Origin of the sequence: Demequina maris (assembly GCF_000971155.1) — a bacterium.
Lineage (GTDB): Bacteria > Actinomycetota > Actinomycetes > Actinomycetales > Demequinaceae > Demequina > Demequina maris.
In genome coordinates this window covers 352,546-368,072 of sequence record NZ_BBLX01000002.1, presented here as the reverse complement: position 1 = coordinate 368,072, position 15,527 = coordinate 352,546, and the positions used below count along the sequence as shown (strand labels likewise).

The 15,527-nt window shown below is 73.1% G+C and carries 18 protein-coding genes and 1 tRNA gene; 5 read left to right on the top strand and 14 right to left on the bottom strand.

Features of this window, described 5'->3' with window-relative positions:
- Nucleotides 1–32: 32 nt before the first annotated feature.
- Nucleotides 33–117, top strand: a tRNA-Leu gene (locus tag AOM02_RS03985).
- A 69-nt stretch (nucleotides 118–186) separates the two neighbouring features.
- On the top strand, nucleotides 187–813 hold the full coding sequence (locus AOM02_RS03980) for a LysE family transporter (protein WP_062296871.1): 627 nt from the start codon (nucleotides 187–189) through the stop codon (nucleotides 811–813).
- A 217-nt stretch (nucleotides 814–1,030) separates the two neighbouring features.
- On the opposite strand, the gene trxA is transcribed toward AOM02_RS03980, so the two are convergent.
- Entirely contained in the window at nucleotides 1,031–1,402 is a 372-nt protein-coding gene (trxA, locus tag AOM02_RS03975; RefSeq protein ID WP_062296869.1) for a thioredoxin, read from the bottom strand.
- Nucleotides 1,403–1,532: 130 nt separating this feature from the next.
- On the opposite strand from trxA, the gene AOM02_RS03970 reads away from it, so the two are divergent.
- Nucleotides 1,533–2,075: a DUF4916 domain-containing protein gene (locus AOM02_RS03970; protein ID WP_156156065.1), complete on the top strand. Its 543-nt coding sequence runs from the start codon at nucleotides 1,533–1,535 to the stop codon at nucleotides 2,073–2,075.
- A gap of 1 nt (nucleotide 2,076) precedes the next feature.
- Here AOM02_RS03970 and AOM02_RS03965 read toward each other — a convergent pair whose 3' ends face one another.
- From AOM02_RS03965 to AOM02_RS03920, 10 genes are all read right to left on the bottom strand, one after another.
- Nucleotides 2,077–2,610 (bottom strand): mismatch-specific DNA-glycosylase, encoded by a 534-nt coding sequence (locus tag AOM02_RS03965; RefSeq protein ID WP_062296867.1) that lies wholly within the window; start codon nucleotides 2,608–2,610, stop codon nucleotides 2,077–2,079.
- A 2-nt stretch (nucleotides 2,611–2,612) separates the two neighbouring features.
- Complete coding sequence (gene rdgB, locus AOM02_RS03960; protein ID WP_439645390.1) at nucleotides 2,613–3,224, bottom strand: RdgB/HAM1 family non-canonical purine NTP pyrophosphatase; 612 nt, start codon at nucleotides 3,222–3,224, stop codon at nucleotides 2,613–2,615.
- Nucleotides 3,225–3,226: 2 nt separating this feature from the next.
- Nucleotides 3,227–3,967, bottom strand: a complete 741-nt coding sequence (gene rph / locus AOM02_RS03955; protein WP_062296865.1) for a ribonuclease PH — start codon at nucleotides 3,965–3,967, stop codon at nucleotides 3,227–3,229.
- A 22-nt stretch (nucleotides 3,968–3,989) separates the two neighbouring features.
- Nucleotides 3,990–4,772: an MBL fold metallo-hydrolase gene (locus AOM02_RS03950; RefSeq protein WP_062296863.1), complete on the bottom strand. Its 783-nt coding sequence runs from the start codon at nucleotides 4,770–4,772 to the stop codon at nucleotides 3,990–3,992.
- The gene (murI, locus tag AOM02_RS03945) at nucleotides 4,769–5,590 is read right to left on the bottom strand and encodes a glutamate racemase (protein ID WP_062296861.1); all 822 of its coding nucleotides are present in this window, start codon (nucleotides 5,588–5,590) and stop codon (nucleotides 4,769–4,771) included. The genes AOM02_RS03950 and murI overlap by 4 nt, the downstream gene beginning before the upstream one ends.
- A complete protein-coding gene (locus tag AOM02_RS03940; protein ID WP_062296859.1) occupies nucleotides 5,587–6,219 on the bottom strand; it encodes a DUF2017 family protein in 633 nt (210 codons plus the stop codon). Before AOM02_RS03940 ends, murI begins: the two co-directional genes overlap by 4 nt.
- Nucleotides 6,216–6,503 (bottom strand): ATP-dependent Clp protease adapter ClpS, encoded by a 288-nt coding sequence (clpS, locus tag AOM02_RS03935; RefSeq protein WP_062296857.1) that lies wholly within the window; start codon nucleotides 6,501–6,503, stop codon nucleotides 6,216–6,218. Before clpS ends, AOM02_RS03940 begins: the two co-directional genes overlap by 4 nt.
- A gap of 36 nt (nucleotides 6,504–6,539) precedes the next feature.
- The gene (locus tag AOM02_RS03930) at nucleotides 6,540–6,815 is read right to left on the bottom strand and encodes a DUF3039 domain-containing protein (protein ID WP_082099607.1); all 276 of its coding nucleotides are present in this window, start codon (nucleotides 6,813–6,815) and stop codon (nucleotides 6,540–6,542) included.
- A gap of 62 nt (nucleotides 6,816–6,877) precedes the next feature.
- Entirely contained in the window at nucleotides 6,878–8,467 is a 1,590-nt protein-coding gene (locus AOM02_RS03925) for a hypothetical protein (RefSeq protein ID WP_062296846.1), read from the bottom strand.
- Nucleotides 8,449–9,210, bottom strand: a complete 762-nt coding sequence (locus AOM02_RS03920) for an ABC transporter ATP-binding protein (RefSeq protein WP_062296844.1) — start codon at nucleotides 9,208–9,210, stop codon at nucleotides 8,449–8,451. Before AOM02_RS03920 ends, AOM02_RS03925 begins: the two co-directional genes overlap by 19 nt.
- A gap of 129 nt (nucleotides 9,211–9,339) precedes the next feature.
- On the opposite strand from AOM02_RS03920, the gene AOM02_RS03915 reads away from it, so the two are divergent.
- Both AOM02_RS03915 and AOM02_RS03910 read left to right on the top strand, forming a co-directional pair.
- Nucleotides 9,340–10,209, top strand: coding sequence for a VOC family protein (locus AOM02_RS03915; protein ID WP_062296842.1), 870 nt, complete (start codon nucleotides 9,340–9,342; stop codon nucleotides 10,207–10,209).
- A gap of 151 nt (nucleotides 10,210–10,360) precedes the next feature.
- Entirely contained in the window at nucleotides 10,361–11,434 is a 1,074-nt protein-coding gene (locus AOM02_RS03910; RefSeq protein WP_228373765.1) for a fatty acid desaturase family protein, read from the top strand.
- A gap of 10 nt (nucleotides 11,435–11,444) precedes the next feature.
- Here the strand turns inward: AOM02_RS03910 and AOM02_RS03905 are convergent, their stop codons facing one another.
- The 3 genes from AOM02_RS03905 to AOM02_RS03895 all read right to left on the bottom strand — a co-directional run bounded on the left by AOM02_RS03905 (nucleotide 11,445) and on the right by AOM02_RS03895 (nucleotide 15,308).
- Nucleotides 11,445–12,308 (bottom strand): formate/nitrite transporter family protein, encoded by an 864-nt coding sequence (locus AOM02_RS03905; RefSeq protein ID WP_082104855.1) that lies wholly within the window; start codon nucleotides 12,306–12,308, stop codon nucleotides 11,445–11,447.
- Nucleotides 12,309–12,396: 88 nt separating this feature from the next.
- On the bottom strand, nucleotides 12,397–13,374 hold the full coding sequence (locus AOM02_RS03900; RefSeq protein ID WP_062296839.1) for a calcium/sodium antiporter: 978 nt from the start codon (nucleotides 13,372–13,374) through the stop codon (nucleotides 12,397–12,399).
- A gap of 188 nt (nucleotides 13,375–13,562) precedes the next feature.
- Nucleotides 13,563–15,308 carry a bifunctional metallophosphatase/5'-nucleotidase gene (locus tag AOM02_RS03895; RefSeq protein ID WP_062296837.1) on the bottom strand — a complete coding sequence of 582 codons (1,746 nt, stop codon included), beginning with the start codon at nucleotides 15,306–15,308 and terminating at the stop codon, nucleotides 13,563–13,565.
- Nucleotides 15,309–15,527 lie beyond the last annotated feature (219 nt).

Here is a 15,527-nt window from a genome sequence, read left to right as displayed (position 1 = left end):
AGCGACGTCCGGCCCCGTATCCTTGACCGCGCGCGCGAGTGGCGGAATTGGCAGACGCGCTGGATTTAGGTTCCAGTGTCTTCGGGCGTGGGGGTTCAAGTCCCCCCTCGCGCACCATGAACCCCGTGCCGGACATCCCGGCACGGGGTCTTCCGCATCCGCGCTGGTCAGCACCACAATGGCGCAGTGACCCATGACCTCCTCACCCTCGCCGCGGCGGGCTTCGTCGCGGGCCTCGCGGTCGCGATGCCGCTGGGCGCGGTGGGGCTGCTCATCCTGCGCGAGTCGATGGTGCAGGGCCTGCGCTCGGGCCTCGCCGCGGCGTCCGGGGTGGCGTCCGTCGACCTCGTCTACTGCGCGGTCGCGGTGGGCGTGGGGGCGTACTTCGTCGATGCCCTCCAGCCGTGGATGACGACCATCGGGGTCGCGTCCGGAATCGTCATCATCGGCGTGGGCGTGGTGCTGCTGCGAGGCGCGCTGCGTCCGCCCCCGACGCCGGGCGAGGCGGTCACCGGCCGGCCGTGGCACGTCTACGTGCGGTTCGTGGGGCTCACGGCGCTCAACCCGGCGACGGTCGTCTACTTCCTCGCTCTTGCCGCGGTGGTCACCACCGTCACCACCGCCGCCTACGGCCCCGCGGTCTTCGTCGTCGCGGCCGGGCTCGCGTCGCTGCTGTGGCAGGCCGGGCTCGCGATCGTCGGTGCCGTGATCGGCGCCCGGGTGTCGCCGCGCATCGTCCGCGGGCTCGGCATCGCCGCCGCCGTCGCGGTCATCGCGCTCGGGGTCGTGGCCATCGTCGCCGCGACCGCCTGACCCGCCTGCAGGCGCGACCGAACCGGCGTACAGATCGAGGCTCGCGGGCATCGTCCCTGGTCGCGCGGCGCCACCCCGGCGACGTACGCCGGTTGCGACGAGTCGGCGGTCGGCCGCCCGCCGGTTGCGACGAGTCGGCGGGCGCGGGCCGTGCCACCCCGGAGACGACGAGGGCCCGGCCCTCCCGAGGGAGGACCGGGCCCGCGTGCGTGAAGGCTTAGTGCTGCGAGGCCTCGTGCTCGGCGATCTTCGCGCGGACCTCGTCCATGTCGAGACCCTCGACCGCGTCGACCAGCTGCTGCAGGGCCGGGCCGGGCAGCGCGCCGGCCTGGTTGAAGACCATGATGCCGTCGCGGAAGGCCATCAGCGTGGGGATCGCGGTGACGCCGTACTTGATGCCGAGCTCCTGCTGGGCCTCGGTGTCGACCTTGGCGTGCACGATCTCGGGCTTGGCGTCCGACGACTGCTCGAAGATGGGCGCGAAGCGCTTGCAGGGGCCGCACCAGTCCGCCCAGAAGTCGACGAGGACGATGCCGTCCTTGCTCACGGTCTCATCGAAGGTCTCGGTGGTCAGGTCGATCGTTGCCATGGGTTCCTCTCTTCGGCGTATACCCCGGGGGGTATCCTACCATTCCCCTCAGTACGGTGTTTCGGTATCCAGGTTGTCACGTCTCGGCGCGGTTGTCGGACCACGCGCGGCCACAAGGTAGAAAAGACTCATGACCGACATGGCCGAGCTGCCCGACGAGCCGATTGGCTGGCTCTCCGACCGGGAGCTGCAGCACGTGCGCTCTCAGCTCCCGATGCTGTATGTGAACGTGATCCCCGTCCGGATTAATCCCATGGGCGAGATCACCGAGGTGGGCCTGCTGCTGCGCGCCTACGACGGCGTGATCTCCCGCGCGATCGTGGCGGGCCGCGTGCTCTACCACGAGCGCATCCGCGACGCGATCGTGCGCAACCTCGAGAAGGACCTGGGCCTCGGTGCGATGCCGCAGGTGCCGGTGTCGCCGGTGCCCGTCGCGGTCGCCGAGTACTTCCCCACGAAGGGCGTCACCCCGTTCCACGACTCGCGGCAGCACGCGACCGCGCTCGTCTACGTGGTCCCGGTCGAGGGGCACTGCGAGCCGCAGCAGGACGCGCTGGATCTCACGTGGCTGTCGCCCGAGGAGGCCGCGAGCGACGACGTCGCGGGCGAGATGGCCGGCGGCCAGCACGTGCTGCTGCGCCAGGCGCTCGCGCACTGCGGCGCGCTGTCCTGACTCAGGTCTCGCGCAGCCGCTCCCCCAGCTCCTCCCACCACGCGAGGCGGGTCGGGCGTCCGTCGTAGGAGGCACGGCCCTGGTTGCGGCCGCTCGGGCTGGGCAGCACGAACACGCGTGAGCCCGCGAGGTCCCAGTCCTGCGCGCCCAGGCCGGGGCGCGGCCGCCCCAGCCAGCGGGCGGCCTGCGTGCCGGCCTCCTTCGAGGTGAACGCGATCCACGCGGGACGATGCGCGTCCAGCTTCGCGGCGAGCGCGGGCACGTCGTACGGCAGACCGCGGTCGTGGCTCTGCGCCATGGTCTTGACCAGGTCGGTGAGGCCGATCCCGAACGCGGTGACCCGCGCATCGTCCTCCGCCGTGAGCGGCGCGGGGACGATGCGCGCGGCGGCCAGGTACTCCCAGAACCGGTTGCCGGGGCCGGCGTAGTAGTGGCCGCGGGCCGCCGACGCGAGCCCGGGTGCGGTGCCGCAGAACACGGCCCGCAGGCCCGGCGCCAGGTGGTCCGGGAGGACTGGGCCGCCCGAGGCGGGCATCGTCAGGCCCCGAGCACCGCCGCCACGTGCGGCGCGAGCTCGCGGAACGCGCGGCCGCGGTGCGAGATCTCGTTCTTGCGCGCCGGGTCGAGCTCCGCGTTGGTGACGGGCTCGCCCTCCGCGACGAAGATCGGGTCGTAGCCGAAGCCCGCCTCGCCCGCGGGCTCGCGCGTGAGGCGCCCGGGCATGCGGCCGATCACGACGAGCTCGCCGCCGTCCGGCGTGACGAGCGCGGCGGCGCACACGAAGGCCGCGCCGCGGTGCTCGTCGGGGATGTCGGCCATCTGCGCGAGCAGCAGCTCGAGGTTCTCGCGGTCCGCGCCGTGCCGGCCCGACCACAGCGCCGAGAAGATGCCGGGCGCGCCGCCCATCACGTCGACGGCGATGCCCGAGTCGTCCGCGATGGCGGGCAGGCCGGACGATGCGGCGAGCGCCCGGGCCTTGATGAGCGCGTTCTGCTCGAACGTGACGCCGTCCTCGACGGGCGACGGGGCGCCGAGCTCGCCGGCGGAGGCCACGTCCTCGCGCGCCAGGCCGGGCACGGCCGGGGCGAGGATGCCCCAGATCTCCCCGACCTTGTGCGCGTTGTGGGTCGCGATCGCGAGGCGCGCCACGATCAGGCCTGCGCGGGCTCGAGGGCGAGCGCCTGGAGCACCGCGAGGTCCGCGTTGCCCTGCGTCGCGAGCGCGAGCAGCGCGTCGAGCTCGTCCTTGGAGAACGGCGCTCCCTCGGCGGTGCCCTGCACCTCGACGAAGCCGCCCACGCCCGTCATGACGACGTTCATGTCGGTCTCCGCGCGCACGTCCTCGACGTACGGCAGGTCGAGCATGGGGGTGCCGTCGATGATGCCCACCGACACCGCCGACACGGAGCCGGTCAGCGGCTGCGCGCCGGGCTTGATCGCGCCGTGCTTGCGGCCCCACTCGATCGCGTCCGCGAGCGCCACGTACGCGCCGGTGATCGCGGCGGTGCGGGTGCCGCCGTCTGCGTCGAGCACGTCGCAGTCGAGCACGATGGTGTTCTCCCCCAGCGCCTTGACGTCGATGATCGCGCGCAGCGAGCGTCCGATCAGCCGGCTGATCTCGTGCGTGCGGCCGCCGATCTTGCCGCGCACGGACTCGCGGTCGTTGCGGGTGTTGGTCGCGCGCGGGAGCATCGCGTACTCGGCGGTGACCCAGCCCTCGCCGGAGCCCTTCTTCCACCGCGGCACGCCCTCGGTGAACGAGGCGGAGCAGAGCACGCGCGTCCCGCCGAACGTCACGAGGCACGAGCCCTCGGCGTTCTTCTGGAAGCCGCGCTCGAAGGCGATGGGGCGGAGCTGGTCGGGGGTGCGGCCGTCGGCGCGGGTGATCGTCATGGTGACGAGCCTAACGTCGCGGTCAGAGCACCACGGTGCGGCCAGGGACCGCGAGCGAGACCGGGGCGCCGTAGGCGACGGCCGCGAGCTCGAGCGTCGGCGCGGGCTCCACCCACGACGCGACGTGGGTCACCACGAGCTCGCCCACGCCGGCGTCGCGCGCGAGCGTGCCCGCCTGCGTGCCGTTCATGTGGACGCCCTCGGGGTTGACCCGCGAGTGCGCCCAGCCGGCCTCGGCGAGCAGCACGTCGCAGTCGCGCGCCAGCTCGAGCACCTCGTCGCAGCGGTCGGTGTCGCCCGTGAACACGAGCGTCGCCTCGCCGTTCGCGGCGGACGGGCCGGCCACGCGCACCGCGTTCGCAGGAACCGGATGCCAGGCGCGCGCGAAGGTGAGGGTGAAGGGCCCGACCTCGACCGCATCGTCCCCGTCGACGGGCATGAACGCGAACGGCTCGAGGTCGTTGCGGTCGCCGCCGCCGGCGATCTCGACGATGCGGTCGTCGATGCCGACGGGACCGTACAGCGGCAGCGGCGGCAGCGCGTCGTCCTTGGACGGGCCGTAGCGGCGCAGCACGGACAGCGCGGCGAGGTCCGCGCAGTGGTCCGGGTGGCCGTGCGACACGACCAGGGCGTCGACGCGCGCGGGGTCGCAGTGCCGCTGGAGCGGGCCGATCGCGCCCGAGCCGAGGTCGAGGACGATGCGCCACGTGCGGCCGTCGGCGTCCTCCGCCTCGACGAGGTAGCAGGACGCGGGCGACTCGGGGCCCGCGGTGGAGCCGGCGGAGCCGACGACGGTGAGCCTCATGACAGCGCCTTCGCGTCGCGGAGCGGCTCGACCTGCGTCACGACGGGCCCGAGGAAGCGCTGCGCGAGCGCCTCGAAGCGGTCGCGCGGGCCGGTGGCGTAGAAGCGGTGGGTGGGCGGCGTGGTGCCGGAGTTCTCGAGGCCATTCGCCGCGAGCACGCGGTAGACGTCGCGCGCGGTCTCGGACGCCGAGTCGACGAGCGTGACGTCGGGGCCCATGACGTAGCCGATCGCGCCGGCGAGCAGCGGATAGTGCGTGCAGCCGAGGATGAGCGTGTCGACGCCGGCCTCCTGCAGCGGCTCGAGGTACTCGTGCGCGACGCGCAGCACCTCGGGGCCGGAGGTCTCCCCCGCCTCGACGAGCTCGACGAAGCGCGGGCACGCCTGGCTGGTGACCTGGATGTCGGGGGCCGCGGCAAGCGCGTCCTCGTACGCGCCCGACGTCACGGTCGCGCGCGTGCCGATGACGCCCACGTGCCGGGTGCGGGACAGCGACGCGGCGCGCCGGGCCGCGGGGATGATGACCTCCACCACGGGTACGCCGCGCTCCTTCGAGAAGCGCTCGCGCGCGTCGCGGAGCACCGCCGCGGAGGCCGTGTTGCACGCGATCACCAGGGTCTTCACGCCGTCGGCGACGAGCGCGTCCATGATGTCCAGCGCGTGACGACGGACGTCCGCGATGGGAAGGGGCCCGTAGGGGCCGTGGGCGGTGTCGCCCACGTAGTGCACGGACTCGTGCGGCATGGTGTCCATGATCGCGCGGGCGACGGTGAGGCCGCCCACGCCCGAGTCGAACACGCCGATCGGCGCGTCGTTCATCGCTGTCCTCCTAGCGTGAGCGACACCAGGGACTCCTGGAGCCACGTGAGGGCGTCGTAGACCATGCCGAGCCACAGCCGCTCGGGGTCGATCCCCACCTCGGCGGGCGACGCCTGCTCGAGCGCCGCGGTGGCGCGGGCGATCTCCTCGTGGAGCGCCTCGGCGTCCTCGTCGCGCTCGAGACCGAGGCGGGACGCGAGCACGAGCCGCACGTCGGTGAGCGCCGCGGCGGTCGCCATGACGTCGGCCTCGGGGACCACCCACTCGCCGCCCTCCGTGCTGAGCTCGTCCCAGATGCGGCGCAGGCGCGCGAGCTTCGACGCGCGCAGGTCGTCCTGCGTGAGGCGGCGGAACTCCTCCGCCACCTCGCGGTCCTCGGGCGCCGCGTTGGGCAGCAGGCGCAGCAGCGCGGGGTCGTCGGGCTCGGCCGGCGAGTCCGCGAGCGCGTCGAGGAAGGCCAGCGCCTCGGCGAGGTCCTCGCGGTGCGGCAGGCTCGACTGGCGCTCGGCGCCGAAGTCCTCGCCGCCCAGCAGCAGGCCCACGTCCGCGACGATGCGGGCGATCACGAGGCGCTCGTCGTCGTCGAGCGTCGCGACGGCGGCGCCGTCCCGCTCGGCGAATCCCTTCACTTGCCGCTCCGCTCGAGGGTCGCCCACAGGCCGTAGGAGTGCATCGCCTGCACGTGCACCTCCATCTGCTCGCGGCTGCCCGCGCTCAGGATCGAGCGCCCGTTCTCATGCACCTCGCGCATGCGCGCCTCCGCCTCGTGACGGGGCAGGTGGAAGTACTCCTGGAACACGCGCGTGACGTAGCTCATGAGGTTGACCGGGTCGTTCCACACGATCGTGACCCAGGGATCTTGCACGCGCGTGCCCACGCCCGCCTGCGCGTCGAGCTGCTCCCGGGTCCCCATGGCTCAAGAGTACGGCCGGGACCAGCCGACGGGCCTTTACTCGTCGTCGTCGGAGCCGAACGCCGCGTCGAGGATCTCCTTGCACGCGGGGCACACGGGGAAGCGGTTCGGGTCGCGGCCGGGCACCCACACCTTGCCGCACAGCGCGATGACCGGCTCGCCGGACATCGCGGACTCGAGGATCTTCTCCTTCTTGACGTAGTGCGCGAAGCGCTCCGCGTCGCCGGGCTCGACGAGCTCGCGGGTGTCGGTCCGCTCGATCGTGGCGGTGCCGCCCTGGGGCTGCGTCATCGGCTCAAGGGTCTCGCTCATGCGCACCATGGTACGCGCGCCGGGGGCCGTGGCCAGGGCCCGGGGACGATGCGGCGGGACGGTCACGCGACGGCGGCGAGCAGGCGCCCCGACCGGCGGTCGTAGAGCATCCCCGCGAGCCGCAGCGCCCCCACGTACGCGCCGATGCCGGCGACGAGGCCCGCGACGCACGCGAGCCAGCCCCACGCCGGGGCGAGGGTGAGGGACAGCACGAACGGGACCACCACGAACGGCACGAGGCCGAGCGCCACGAGAGACGACGCGAGCTGCGCCGCCAGGCCGGCGCCCACGGCGCCCACCTCGGCGCCGAACGGGCTCGCACCGGGGGCCGGCGCCCGGTACGGCAGCAGCACGGCGCTCACCGCCGCGACCGCGAGGCTCACCCCGAGCACGCCGACGCACGCGCCCAGCAGGCCCGGCGCATCGTGCCACCGGCCGGTCCAGACGACGGTGCCGACGGCCGCGGCGAGCACGAGCGGCAGCGCCCACCCGGCGGCGGCCGCGAGGCGCCCGCCCATGACCGCGCGGCCCAGCCGCCCCGACACCACGTCGAGCCACAGGCCCGTCGAGTCGAACGCGACGTCGTTGTGGCGGCCCCAGCCGATGGTCGCCGCGAGCATGAGGGGCACCACGTACGCCCACCGGCGGTCGAGGTCGAAGACGGGCATGACGAGCGCGAAGAAGAACGCGGGCAGGAGCAGCACGCCCGCGAGCGAGGCGAGGTAGCGCGGGTCGGACGTCCACGCCCGCGCGAGCCGCGCGTGCACCGCGCCGGCCGCGGGGTCGCGCGGCGTCGCGGGGGTGCGGGTGGGGTCGAGCACGCGGTCGTGGTGGCGCCGGGCGCCTCCCCCGCGCCCGAGCGGCGCGACGAGGCTCCGGGCTACGTTCTCGTGCCACACCGCGAGCAGCGCGAGCGCCCATCCGGCCTGCAGCGCGAGCCGCCAGGCGGCGCCCAGCCAGTCGCCCTCGGCGGCGGCACGGGGAGCCGCGGCGCCGGCGCCGAGCGGCGAGTCCGCGAGGCGGCTCAGCAGGATCTCCACGTCCTCGGCCAGCACCGAGGTGAGGCCGTCCCGGAACAGCGCGAGCGCGACCGGGGCGATCGCCGCGAGACCCACGACCATCGCGGCCACGGTCGCGAGCTTGGCCCGGCGCGAGGACAGCAGCCGGGCCGCCCACGCGGCGCTGACCCGCGCGCCCATCACCATCGAGGCGAGCATGAGGCCCAGGCCGGCGAGCGCGACGAGCAGCACGGCGGCGCCCTCGCCTCGCCACGAGGCGCCGAGGATCACCATGAGCAGCGCGAAGAACAGCGCGGGGAGCGTGAGGAAGGCCGCCGCGACGAGCCCGGGCATGATCGTCCGCGCGGGGACGCCGAGCGAGCGGAAGCGGGCGGGCTCGAGCGTGTCGTCGAGGCCCGCGACCACGAGCGGCACGGTCGCCCAGCCCACGCACAGCACGGAGCACAGGGCGACCAGCGCATCGGCCCGGATGCCGGCGTCCTGGCCCGCGAGCGCGGCCTGCGCGATGAGCAGCGTCGGCAGCATCGCGAGCCCCCACAGCAGGCCGAGCGCGAGCACCACCGCGCGCCACCAGTCGCGCCGCAGCAGGTGGCGCGTGGTGCGCAGGCGGATGCCTACGACTGTCGCAACCACGTGAGGTCCCGCTGGTCGCGGACGTCGCCCACGAGCGCGACGAAGCGCTCCTCGAGGTCGCCGCCGCCGCGCACGTCGCCGAGCGGGCCCGCGTCGAGGACACGTCCGGCGCCCACGACGGCGACGTGGTCGCACAGGCGCTCGACGAGCGCCATCACGTGCGAGGACATGACGACGGTGCCGCCGGACTCGACGAAGGCCGCCAGGATGCGGCGGATGGCGCCCGCGGAAACGGGGTCGACCGCCTCGAAGGGCTCGTCGAGGACGAGCACCCGCGGAGCATGCACGAGCGCGCACGCGAGCCCGACCTTCTTGGTCATGCCGGCGCTGTAGTCCATGACGAGCACCGAGCCGGCGTCCTCGAGGTCGAGCGCCGCGAGCAGGTCGTCGCGGCGCGCGCGCACCGTGTCGCGGTCGAGGCCGCGCAGGCGGCCCGCGTACGAGATGAGCTCGGCACCGGTGAGCCGGTCGAAGGTGTGCAGGCCGTCGGGCAGGACCCCGAGCAGCGGCTTGGCGACCTCGGGCGCGGCCCACAGGTCCACGCCGAGCACCGCCACCGAGCCCGCGTCCGGCTCGAGCAGGCCGGTCGCCATCGACAGGGTGGTCGTCTTGCCCGCCCCGTTGGGCCCCACGACGCCGTAGAAGGACCCCGCCGGGATGTCCAGGTCGACGCGGTCGACCGCCAGCGTGGAGCCGAAGCGCTTGGTGAGCCCTCGCAGGGCCAGCGCGGGGACGGTGGTCACCCCGTCAGCGTATCGCCGCGATTCCAGGCGCGTTGCCCGGGAACGGCCAGGCGGGCTGCGGGAATGCCCGCGCATCGGATATAGTTAACGCTACAACCAAACGGGACGCAGCGAGCACGAGGAGCAGGCATGAGCACGTCGGAGCAGGACCGGATCGCGTCGGGCACCCGCATGGGCCCCGTCGAGCTGCGGGTCGACGACCTCGAGATGATGCTCGCGTACTACCGCGACGTGCTGGCGCTCGACGAGATCCGCGTCGAGGGCGAGCGGCACGTGCTCGGCCGCGGCGGGGTCGAGGCCGTCACCCTCACCCCCACCCGGGGCCTGCCGCGCTTCGACCGCCGCGGTGCCGGGCTGTTCCACACCGCGGTGCTGTTCGACTCGCGCGAGGGCCTCGCGGCCGCGGTGGTGCGCGTCGCGCAGGCCGCGCCCGGCTCGTACACCGGCGCGGCGGACCACCTGGTCAGCGAGGCCTTCTACTTCGACGACCCGGAGGGCAACGGCGTCGAGCTGTACTTCGATCGCCCGCGCGGCTCGTGGGCGCGCGACGCGGCCGGGCGTCCGCTCATGGGCACCGAGCACATCGACGTCAACGGCTTCCTGCGCACCCACCTCACGGAGGGCGAGGTCGCGGCACCCGCCACGGCCGCGAGCGTGGGCCACGTGCACCTCCAGGTGGGCGACATCCCCACGGCCAAGGACTTCTACGTGGGCACGCTCGGCTTCGACGAGGTGCTCGACATGGGCTCGGCGCTGTTCGTCTCGGCGGGCGGCTACCACCACCACGTCGGCCTGAACACGTGGAACTCGCGCGGCGCCGGCCCGCGCGCGGCGTCGCTCGGCCTCGGGACGATGGACATCGTCCTTCCCACGGCGGACGACCTGGGCGCCCTCCGCGAGCGCCTCGCGCATCGCGGCGCGGCGGTGGCCGACGACGGCCGGACGGTCGCCGTGCGCGATCCGTGGGGCTCCGAGATCCGCGTCACCGTCGCGCCGTAACGCGTCGGCCTGACAGCGTCATCCCAGGGTGACGGGCGATCGGGCGCGTCGTCGTGACACCTAACCTACGGTCGCGTAGGGTTGCCGCATCGACGGCACGGTCGCCCGTGCTCACCCCGGCTGGGGAGTCGCCGCACGAGCCTGGAGACCCATGACAGACGCACCGCGCCTGCCCGCATCGTTCCCCCTCAACCGCATGACCTCGTCGTTCGCCGAGCTGTCCGCGACCGTCCGCGACACCGGCCTCATGCGTCGCGCGTACGGCTTCTACTCGGTCTTCGGCGCGGCGCTCGCGCTCGCGCTGGGCGGCGTGATCACCGGCATCGTCCTGCTCGGCGACTCGTGGTTCCAGCTGCTCATGGCCGCGGCGCTCGGCATCGTGCTCACCCAGGTCGCCTTCCTGGGCCACGAGGCCTCGCACCGCACCGTGCTCGCGTCGGGCCCCGCGAACGACCGCCTGGGCCGCCTCCTGTCGACCGTGGTCGTGGGCATCAGCCACCAGTGGTGGATGACCAAGCACACGCGCCACCACGGCAACCCCAACCGCGTCGGCAAGGACCCCGACATCGAGCGCGACACGATCTCGTTCATCGAGGACGATGCGGCGCGCGCCCGGGGCCCGCTGCGCTGGCTGACGCGGCACCAGGGCTGGCTGTTCTTCCCGCTGCTCACGCTCGAGGGGCTCAACCTCCACTACCGGTCGATCGCCTCGCTCATCACCGGCGGCACCCGCCGCCAGCGCTGGATCGAGCTGCCGTCGATCGCGCTGCACTTCGGGCTGTACCTCGTGCCGATCTTCCTGTACCTGCCGCTGGGCATGGCGTTCGCGTTCGTCGGCGTCCAGATGGCGGTGTTCGGCGTGTACATGGGCGCGTCGTTCGCGCCCAACCACAAGGGCATGGCGATCGTCGGCCGCGACGAGCGCCTCGACTTCCTGTCCAAGCAGGTGCTCACGAGCCGCAACATCCGCGGCGGCTGGGTCATGTCGATCCTCATGGGCGGGCTCAACTTCCAGATCGAGCACCACCTGTTCCCGTCGATGGCGCGGCCGCACCTCGGACGCGCGCGGGAGATCGTCCGCGAGCACTGCGCGACGCTCGGCATCCCCTACACGGAGACCACGCTGCTCGAGTCCTACGGGATCGTGATCGCGTACCTCAACCGGGTCGGGCTCGCGGCGCGCGACCCGTTCGACTGCCCCGAGCGCGTCGCGATGGGCCGCTGAGCCCGGACGCTCAGCGGCTGGCGGCGGAGGCGAAGTCGGCCTCCGCGTTGGCGACCACGGGCTCGGGCTCCTCGACGAGGGCCTCGGCGCCCGCCGCATCGTCCCGCGAGAGCTTGCCGGCCACGTACGCGTAGGCGAAGCCGATCACGATCGCGCCGCCCACGAGGTTGCCCAGGCCCACGAACGTCATGTTGGTGGCGAAGTCGCCCCACGTGACGTCGCCGCCGCTCAGCAGGCCGATCGCGAACGTGGTCATGTTCGCCACGACGTGCTCGAAGCCGGCGGCGATGAAGGCGAGCACACCCCAGAAGATGATGACGGCCTTCGCGACCTCGTTCTTGAGGCGCGCGGCGGCCCAGATCGCGACGCACACGAGCACGTTGCACATGACGCCGCGCCAGAACAGCTCGGCGGGCGTGTGGGAGATCTTGCCGGCGAGCGTGTCGACGGCGAACTCCCCCGCCGGGCCGTGCGCGAGGATCCCGGTCTGGATGATCACCCACGCGAACGCGAAGGCGCCGAGCATGTTGGCGAAGAAGATGCCGAGCAGCACCCCGCCGGCGCGGAGCCACGAGATGGTGCGCCGCACGGCGCCGAGCGGCAGGATCATCATCGCGCTGGTCGCGAGCTCGGATCCGGCGAAGACGACGATGGTGAGCGCGGCCGCGAAGACGCTGCCCGCGACGAGCTTCTCGAAGGGGTTGCCGTCGACGTGGAGCGGGCCCGCGGCGGACCACATGAGGACGTCGCCGACGCCGATCCACATGCCGGCGAGCATCGCCGACACGACGAGGCGCAGGGGGGTGCGCGACAGCGTCGCCTTGGCGTGCGCGGCCTTCGCGTGGACGTCGACGGTTTCGGGGAGAGTCAGCACGCGTCCACGGTAAGCGGGCGCGAAGCGTCCGAGCAGGTACGGAGGTCCCGGCGCGGGCCGCGCGCGGGCCGGGCGCGGGGCGCGCGGTTCAGCCCGCGGTGACGACGAGCGCCCCCGTGTACACGACCCACGCGGTCAGCAGCAGGGCGCCCTCGCCGCGGCTGATCCGGCCGTGGTCGCCCGGCCGGTAGCCCATGAGCAGCAGCGCGGCGGTCATCGCCAGCAGGACCGGCAGATCCCGCGTGACGGCCACCTGGTCGACCGCCATGGGGGCGATGAGCGCGGCGAGACCGACGACCGCGAGCGTGTTGAAGATGTTCGAGCCGATCACGTTGCCGAGCACGAGCTCCGTCTCCCGGCGCCGCGCGGCGGCGACCGCGGCCGCGAGCTCGGGGGCGGACGTGCCGATCGCGACCACCGTGAGGCCGATGACGAGGTCCGACCAGCCGAGGCGCTCGGCGATGCCCACCGCGCCCCACACCAGCAGGCGCGACGCCACCACGAGCAGCGCCATCCCGCCGAGCGTCCACGCCCACGCGGCGCGCCTGGTCATGCCGGCCCGGCGTTCGCGCTCCTCGACCTCGAGCGCGAGCTCGTCCTCGGGCTCGTCGGGCCGGCGCCGGCGGCTCGCGCCGATCGACCACGCGAGCTGCGCACCGAGCACGAGCAGCAGGATGAGCGCATCGAAGCGCGAGATGCTGCCGTCCAGCATCACCAGCCCGAGCACCAGCGTGATGCCGAGCAGCACCGGCATCTCGCGGCTGAGGACGCCGCGATGGACGATCACCGGGATGAGGATCGCGGTCGTGCCGAGGATGAGCCCGATGTTCGCGATGTTGGAGCCCATGGCGTTGCCGAGCGCGATCTCGGGGTTCCCGCCGGCCGCCGCGAAGGCCGAGACCACGAGCTCCGGGGCCGACGTGCCGAAGCCGACGACGAGCATGCCGACCAGCAGCGGCGCCATGCCGAGGTGGGTCGCGACGGCCGATGCGCCGGACACGAAGCGGTCCGCGCTCCACGCGAGTGCGGCGAGGCCCAGGAGGGTCGCGATGATCGCCGCCGTCATGCTTCGAGCCTAGTGACGGGGCGCGCGCGGGGCCGCCGCGTCTCCCGTTGACACATGGGCACACGTTGACGGCCGGAATCGTGCCGCCAAGTGTCAACGGGGCACCCACGCGACCGCAGGACGTATGGGGGCACGACGAAGGCGGTGCCGAGCCCGGGCCCGGCACCGCCCCCTGTGGTGTCAGCGGGTCAGAGCCCGGCGACCCGGTCCTCGGGCGCCATCAGGCCCGGGTTGGCCTCGAGGTACGCGACGAAGTTCGCGAGGTCCTCGGGACCGCCGAGCAGGTTCGTGCCGTTGGTGAAGGCGGTGAAGCTGTCGCCGCCGCCCGCGAGGAAGTTGTACATCGCGACGCGGTAGGTGCCCGCGGGGTCGATGGGCTCGCCGTTCAGCATCATCGAGCCCTCGACGACCTTGCTGCCCTCGGGCTGGGTGGCGTCCCACGTGTAGGAGAAGCCCTCGGAGACGCCGAGCGCCAGGTTCGGGCGACGCCGGTCGGCCACGTACTGCTGCTCGAGCGCCGCCTCGATGTCCGCCCCGGTCATGTCCACCGTGACGATGAGGTTGCCGAACGGGTTGACGTCGTACGCCTCGGCATACGTCACCTCGCCGTCGGCCTCCTCGTACTTCGGTGCGAGCAGCAGACTGGCACGCACGCCGCCGATGTTCATGAAGGCGATCTCCGCGCCGCCCTCGTCCGCGCCGTCGGTGCCCCACAGGATGGCGTCGGCGACCAGGTCACCCATCGGCGTCTCGATGCCGCGGTCCCCGCTCTCATCGCCCGTGATGTCCTCGTCGACCGACCCGACGACGCGAGCCGCGAGCGGGCCGGACAGGGCGTCCCACTTCTCGACGATGGCCGTGATCTCGGGGTCGGGCTCGACGCCCTCGACGATGTGGTTGACCGCGGTGGTGCGCTCACGGTCCACATCGCCGGTGCGGCGGTCGATGACCAGGTTCGTCTCGGTCACCACGCGCCCGTAGGACGCCGCCGAGGTCACCAGGCGCGGGTCGCCGGCGGGGTCGTCGAACGCGCAGACGTACGGCTGGTGGGTGTGGCCCGTGACGAGCATGTCGATCGACGGGTCCATGCCCGCGGCGATCGTCTCGATCGGGTCGGAGACCTGGTCGCAGTCGCTGACCCCGCCGTCGACCGGGATGCCGCCCTCGTGCAGCAGCACGACGATCGCCTCGACCCCGCGCCTCTGCAGCTTCGCGGCCTCCGCGTTGGCGGTCTCGACCTCGTCGAGGAAGTCGACCGACGCCACGCCCACGGGGCTGACCAGCGTCGGGGTGTCCTCGAGAGTCATGCCGATGAAGCCGATCTTCATGCCGGCGACCTTCTTGATCGTGGTGCCCGGCAGCAGCGTGCCGGAGCCGTCCTTGTTCACGACGTTCGCCGCGAGCCAGGAGAACCCGGCCCCGTCGTACGGGTCGTCCGCGAAGTAGCAGCCGTCGACCGGGTGGCAGCCGCCGTACTGCATGCGGAGGAGCTCGTCGGTGCCCTCGTCGAACTCGTGGTTGCCCACGCTCGAGACGTCCAGGCCCATCGTCTCGAGCGACTCGACCGAGGGCTCGTCGTGGAAGAGGCCCGACAGGAACGGCGAGCCGCCGATGAGGTCGCCGGCGGCCACGGTGAGCGAGCGCCCCTTCGGCGCGTCCTCGCGCAGCTGGTCGAGCATCGTCGCGAGGTACTCGCCACCTCCGGCCGCCTCGCTGTCGTAGAAGTCGTCGGTGTCGGGGGACTCGAGGTGACCGTGATAGTCGTTGAAGGACAGGAGCTGGACGCTCTGAAGCGGGCCAGATCCCTTCCCCTTGCCCGGCTCCGCGTTGCCGCCCTTGGCGGCGAGCGCCGTACTGGGTGCGGCCAAGGCGAGAAGCGCCGCGGCGGCGGCCGCAGCGGTGAGGCCGGCGACGCGGCGTGATGCGTGAATCATGCGTTGATCTCCTGTTCGTAGGCTCCGGGGACGGAGAGTCTGCGAGCGGGCCGGTCAGCCTTCGACCACCGCGTCTCTCAGGAAACGTACTATCTTCGCGCTTCGGACAAAAGTTGAGAAACCCGACGTTCAGGCCGCATTCATCGAGATGTCGGCTCGCGTTCAGCGCGTGGGCCCCGCGGGCACGGCGCGGCCGGCGCGGCCGACGGAGGGACGATG

Coding starts and splice junctions, on each gene's coding strand:
- trxA (WP_062296869.1), bottom strand. CDS start 1,402: ATGGCAACGATCGACCTGACCACCGAGACCTTCGATGAGACCGTGAGC.
- AOM02_RS03970 (WP_156156065.1), top strand. CDS start 1,533: ATGACCGACATGGCCGAGCTGCCCGACGAGCCGATTGGCTGGCTCTCC.
- AOM02_RS03965 (WP_062296867.1), bottom strand. CDS start 2,610: ATGCCCGCCTCGGGCGGCCCAGTCCTCCCGGACCACCTGGCGCCGGGC.
- rph (WP_062296865.1), bottom strand. CDS start 3,967: ATGACGATCACCCGCGCCGACGGCCGCACCCCCGACCAGCTCCGCCCC.
- AOM02_RS03950 (WP_062296863.1), bottom strand. CDS start 4,772: ATGAGGCTCACCGTCGTCGGCTCCGCCGGCTCCACCGCGGGCCCCGAG.
- murI (WP_062296861.1), bottom strand. CDS start 5,590: ATGAACGACGCGCCGATCGGCGTGTTCGACTCGGGCGTGGGCGGCCTC.
- clpS (WP_062296857.1), bottom strand. CDS start 6,503: ATGGGGACCCGGGAGCAGCTCGACGCGCAGGCGGGCGTGGGCACGCGC.
- AOM02_RS03930 (WP_082099607.1), bottom strand. CDS start 6,815: ATGAGCGAGACCCTTGAGCCGATGACGCAGCCCCAGGGCGGCACCGCC.
- AOM02_RS03915 (WP_062296842.1), top strand. CDS start 9,340: ATGAGCACGTCGGAGCAGGACCGGATCGCGTCGGGCACCCGCATGGGC.
- AOM02_RS03910 (WP_228373765.1), top strand. CDS start 10,361: ATGACAGACGCACCGCGCCTGCCCGCATCGTTCCCCCTCAACCGCATG.
- AOM02_RS03900 (WP_062296839.1), bottom strand. CDS start 13,374: ATGACGGCGGCGATCATCGCGACCCTCCTGGGCCTCGCCGCACTCGCG.
- AOM02_RS03895 (WP_062296837.1), bottom strand. CDS start 15,308: ATGATTCACGCATCACGCCGCGTCGCCGGCCTCACCGCTGCGGCCGCC.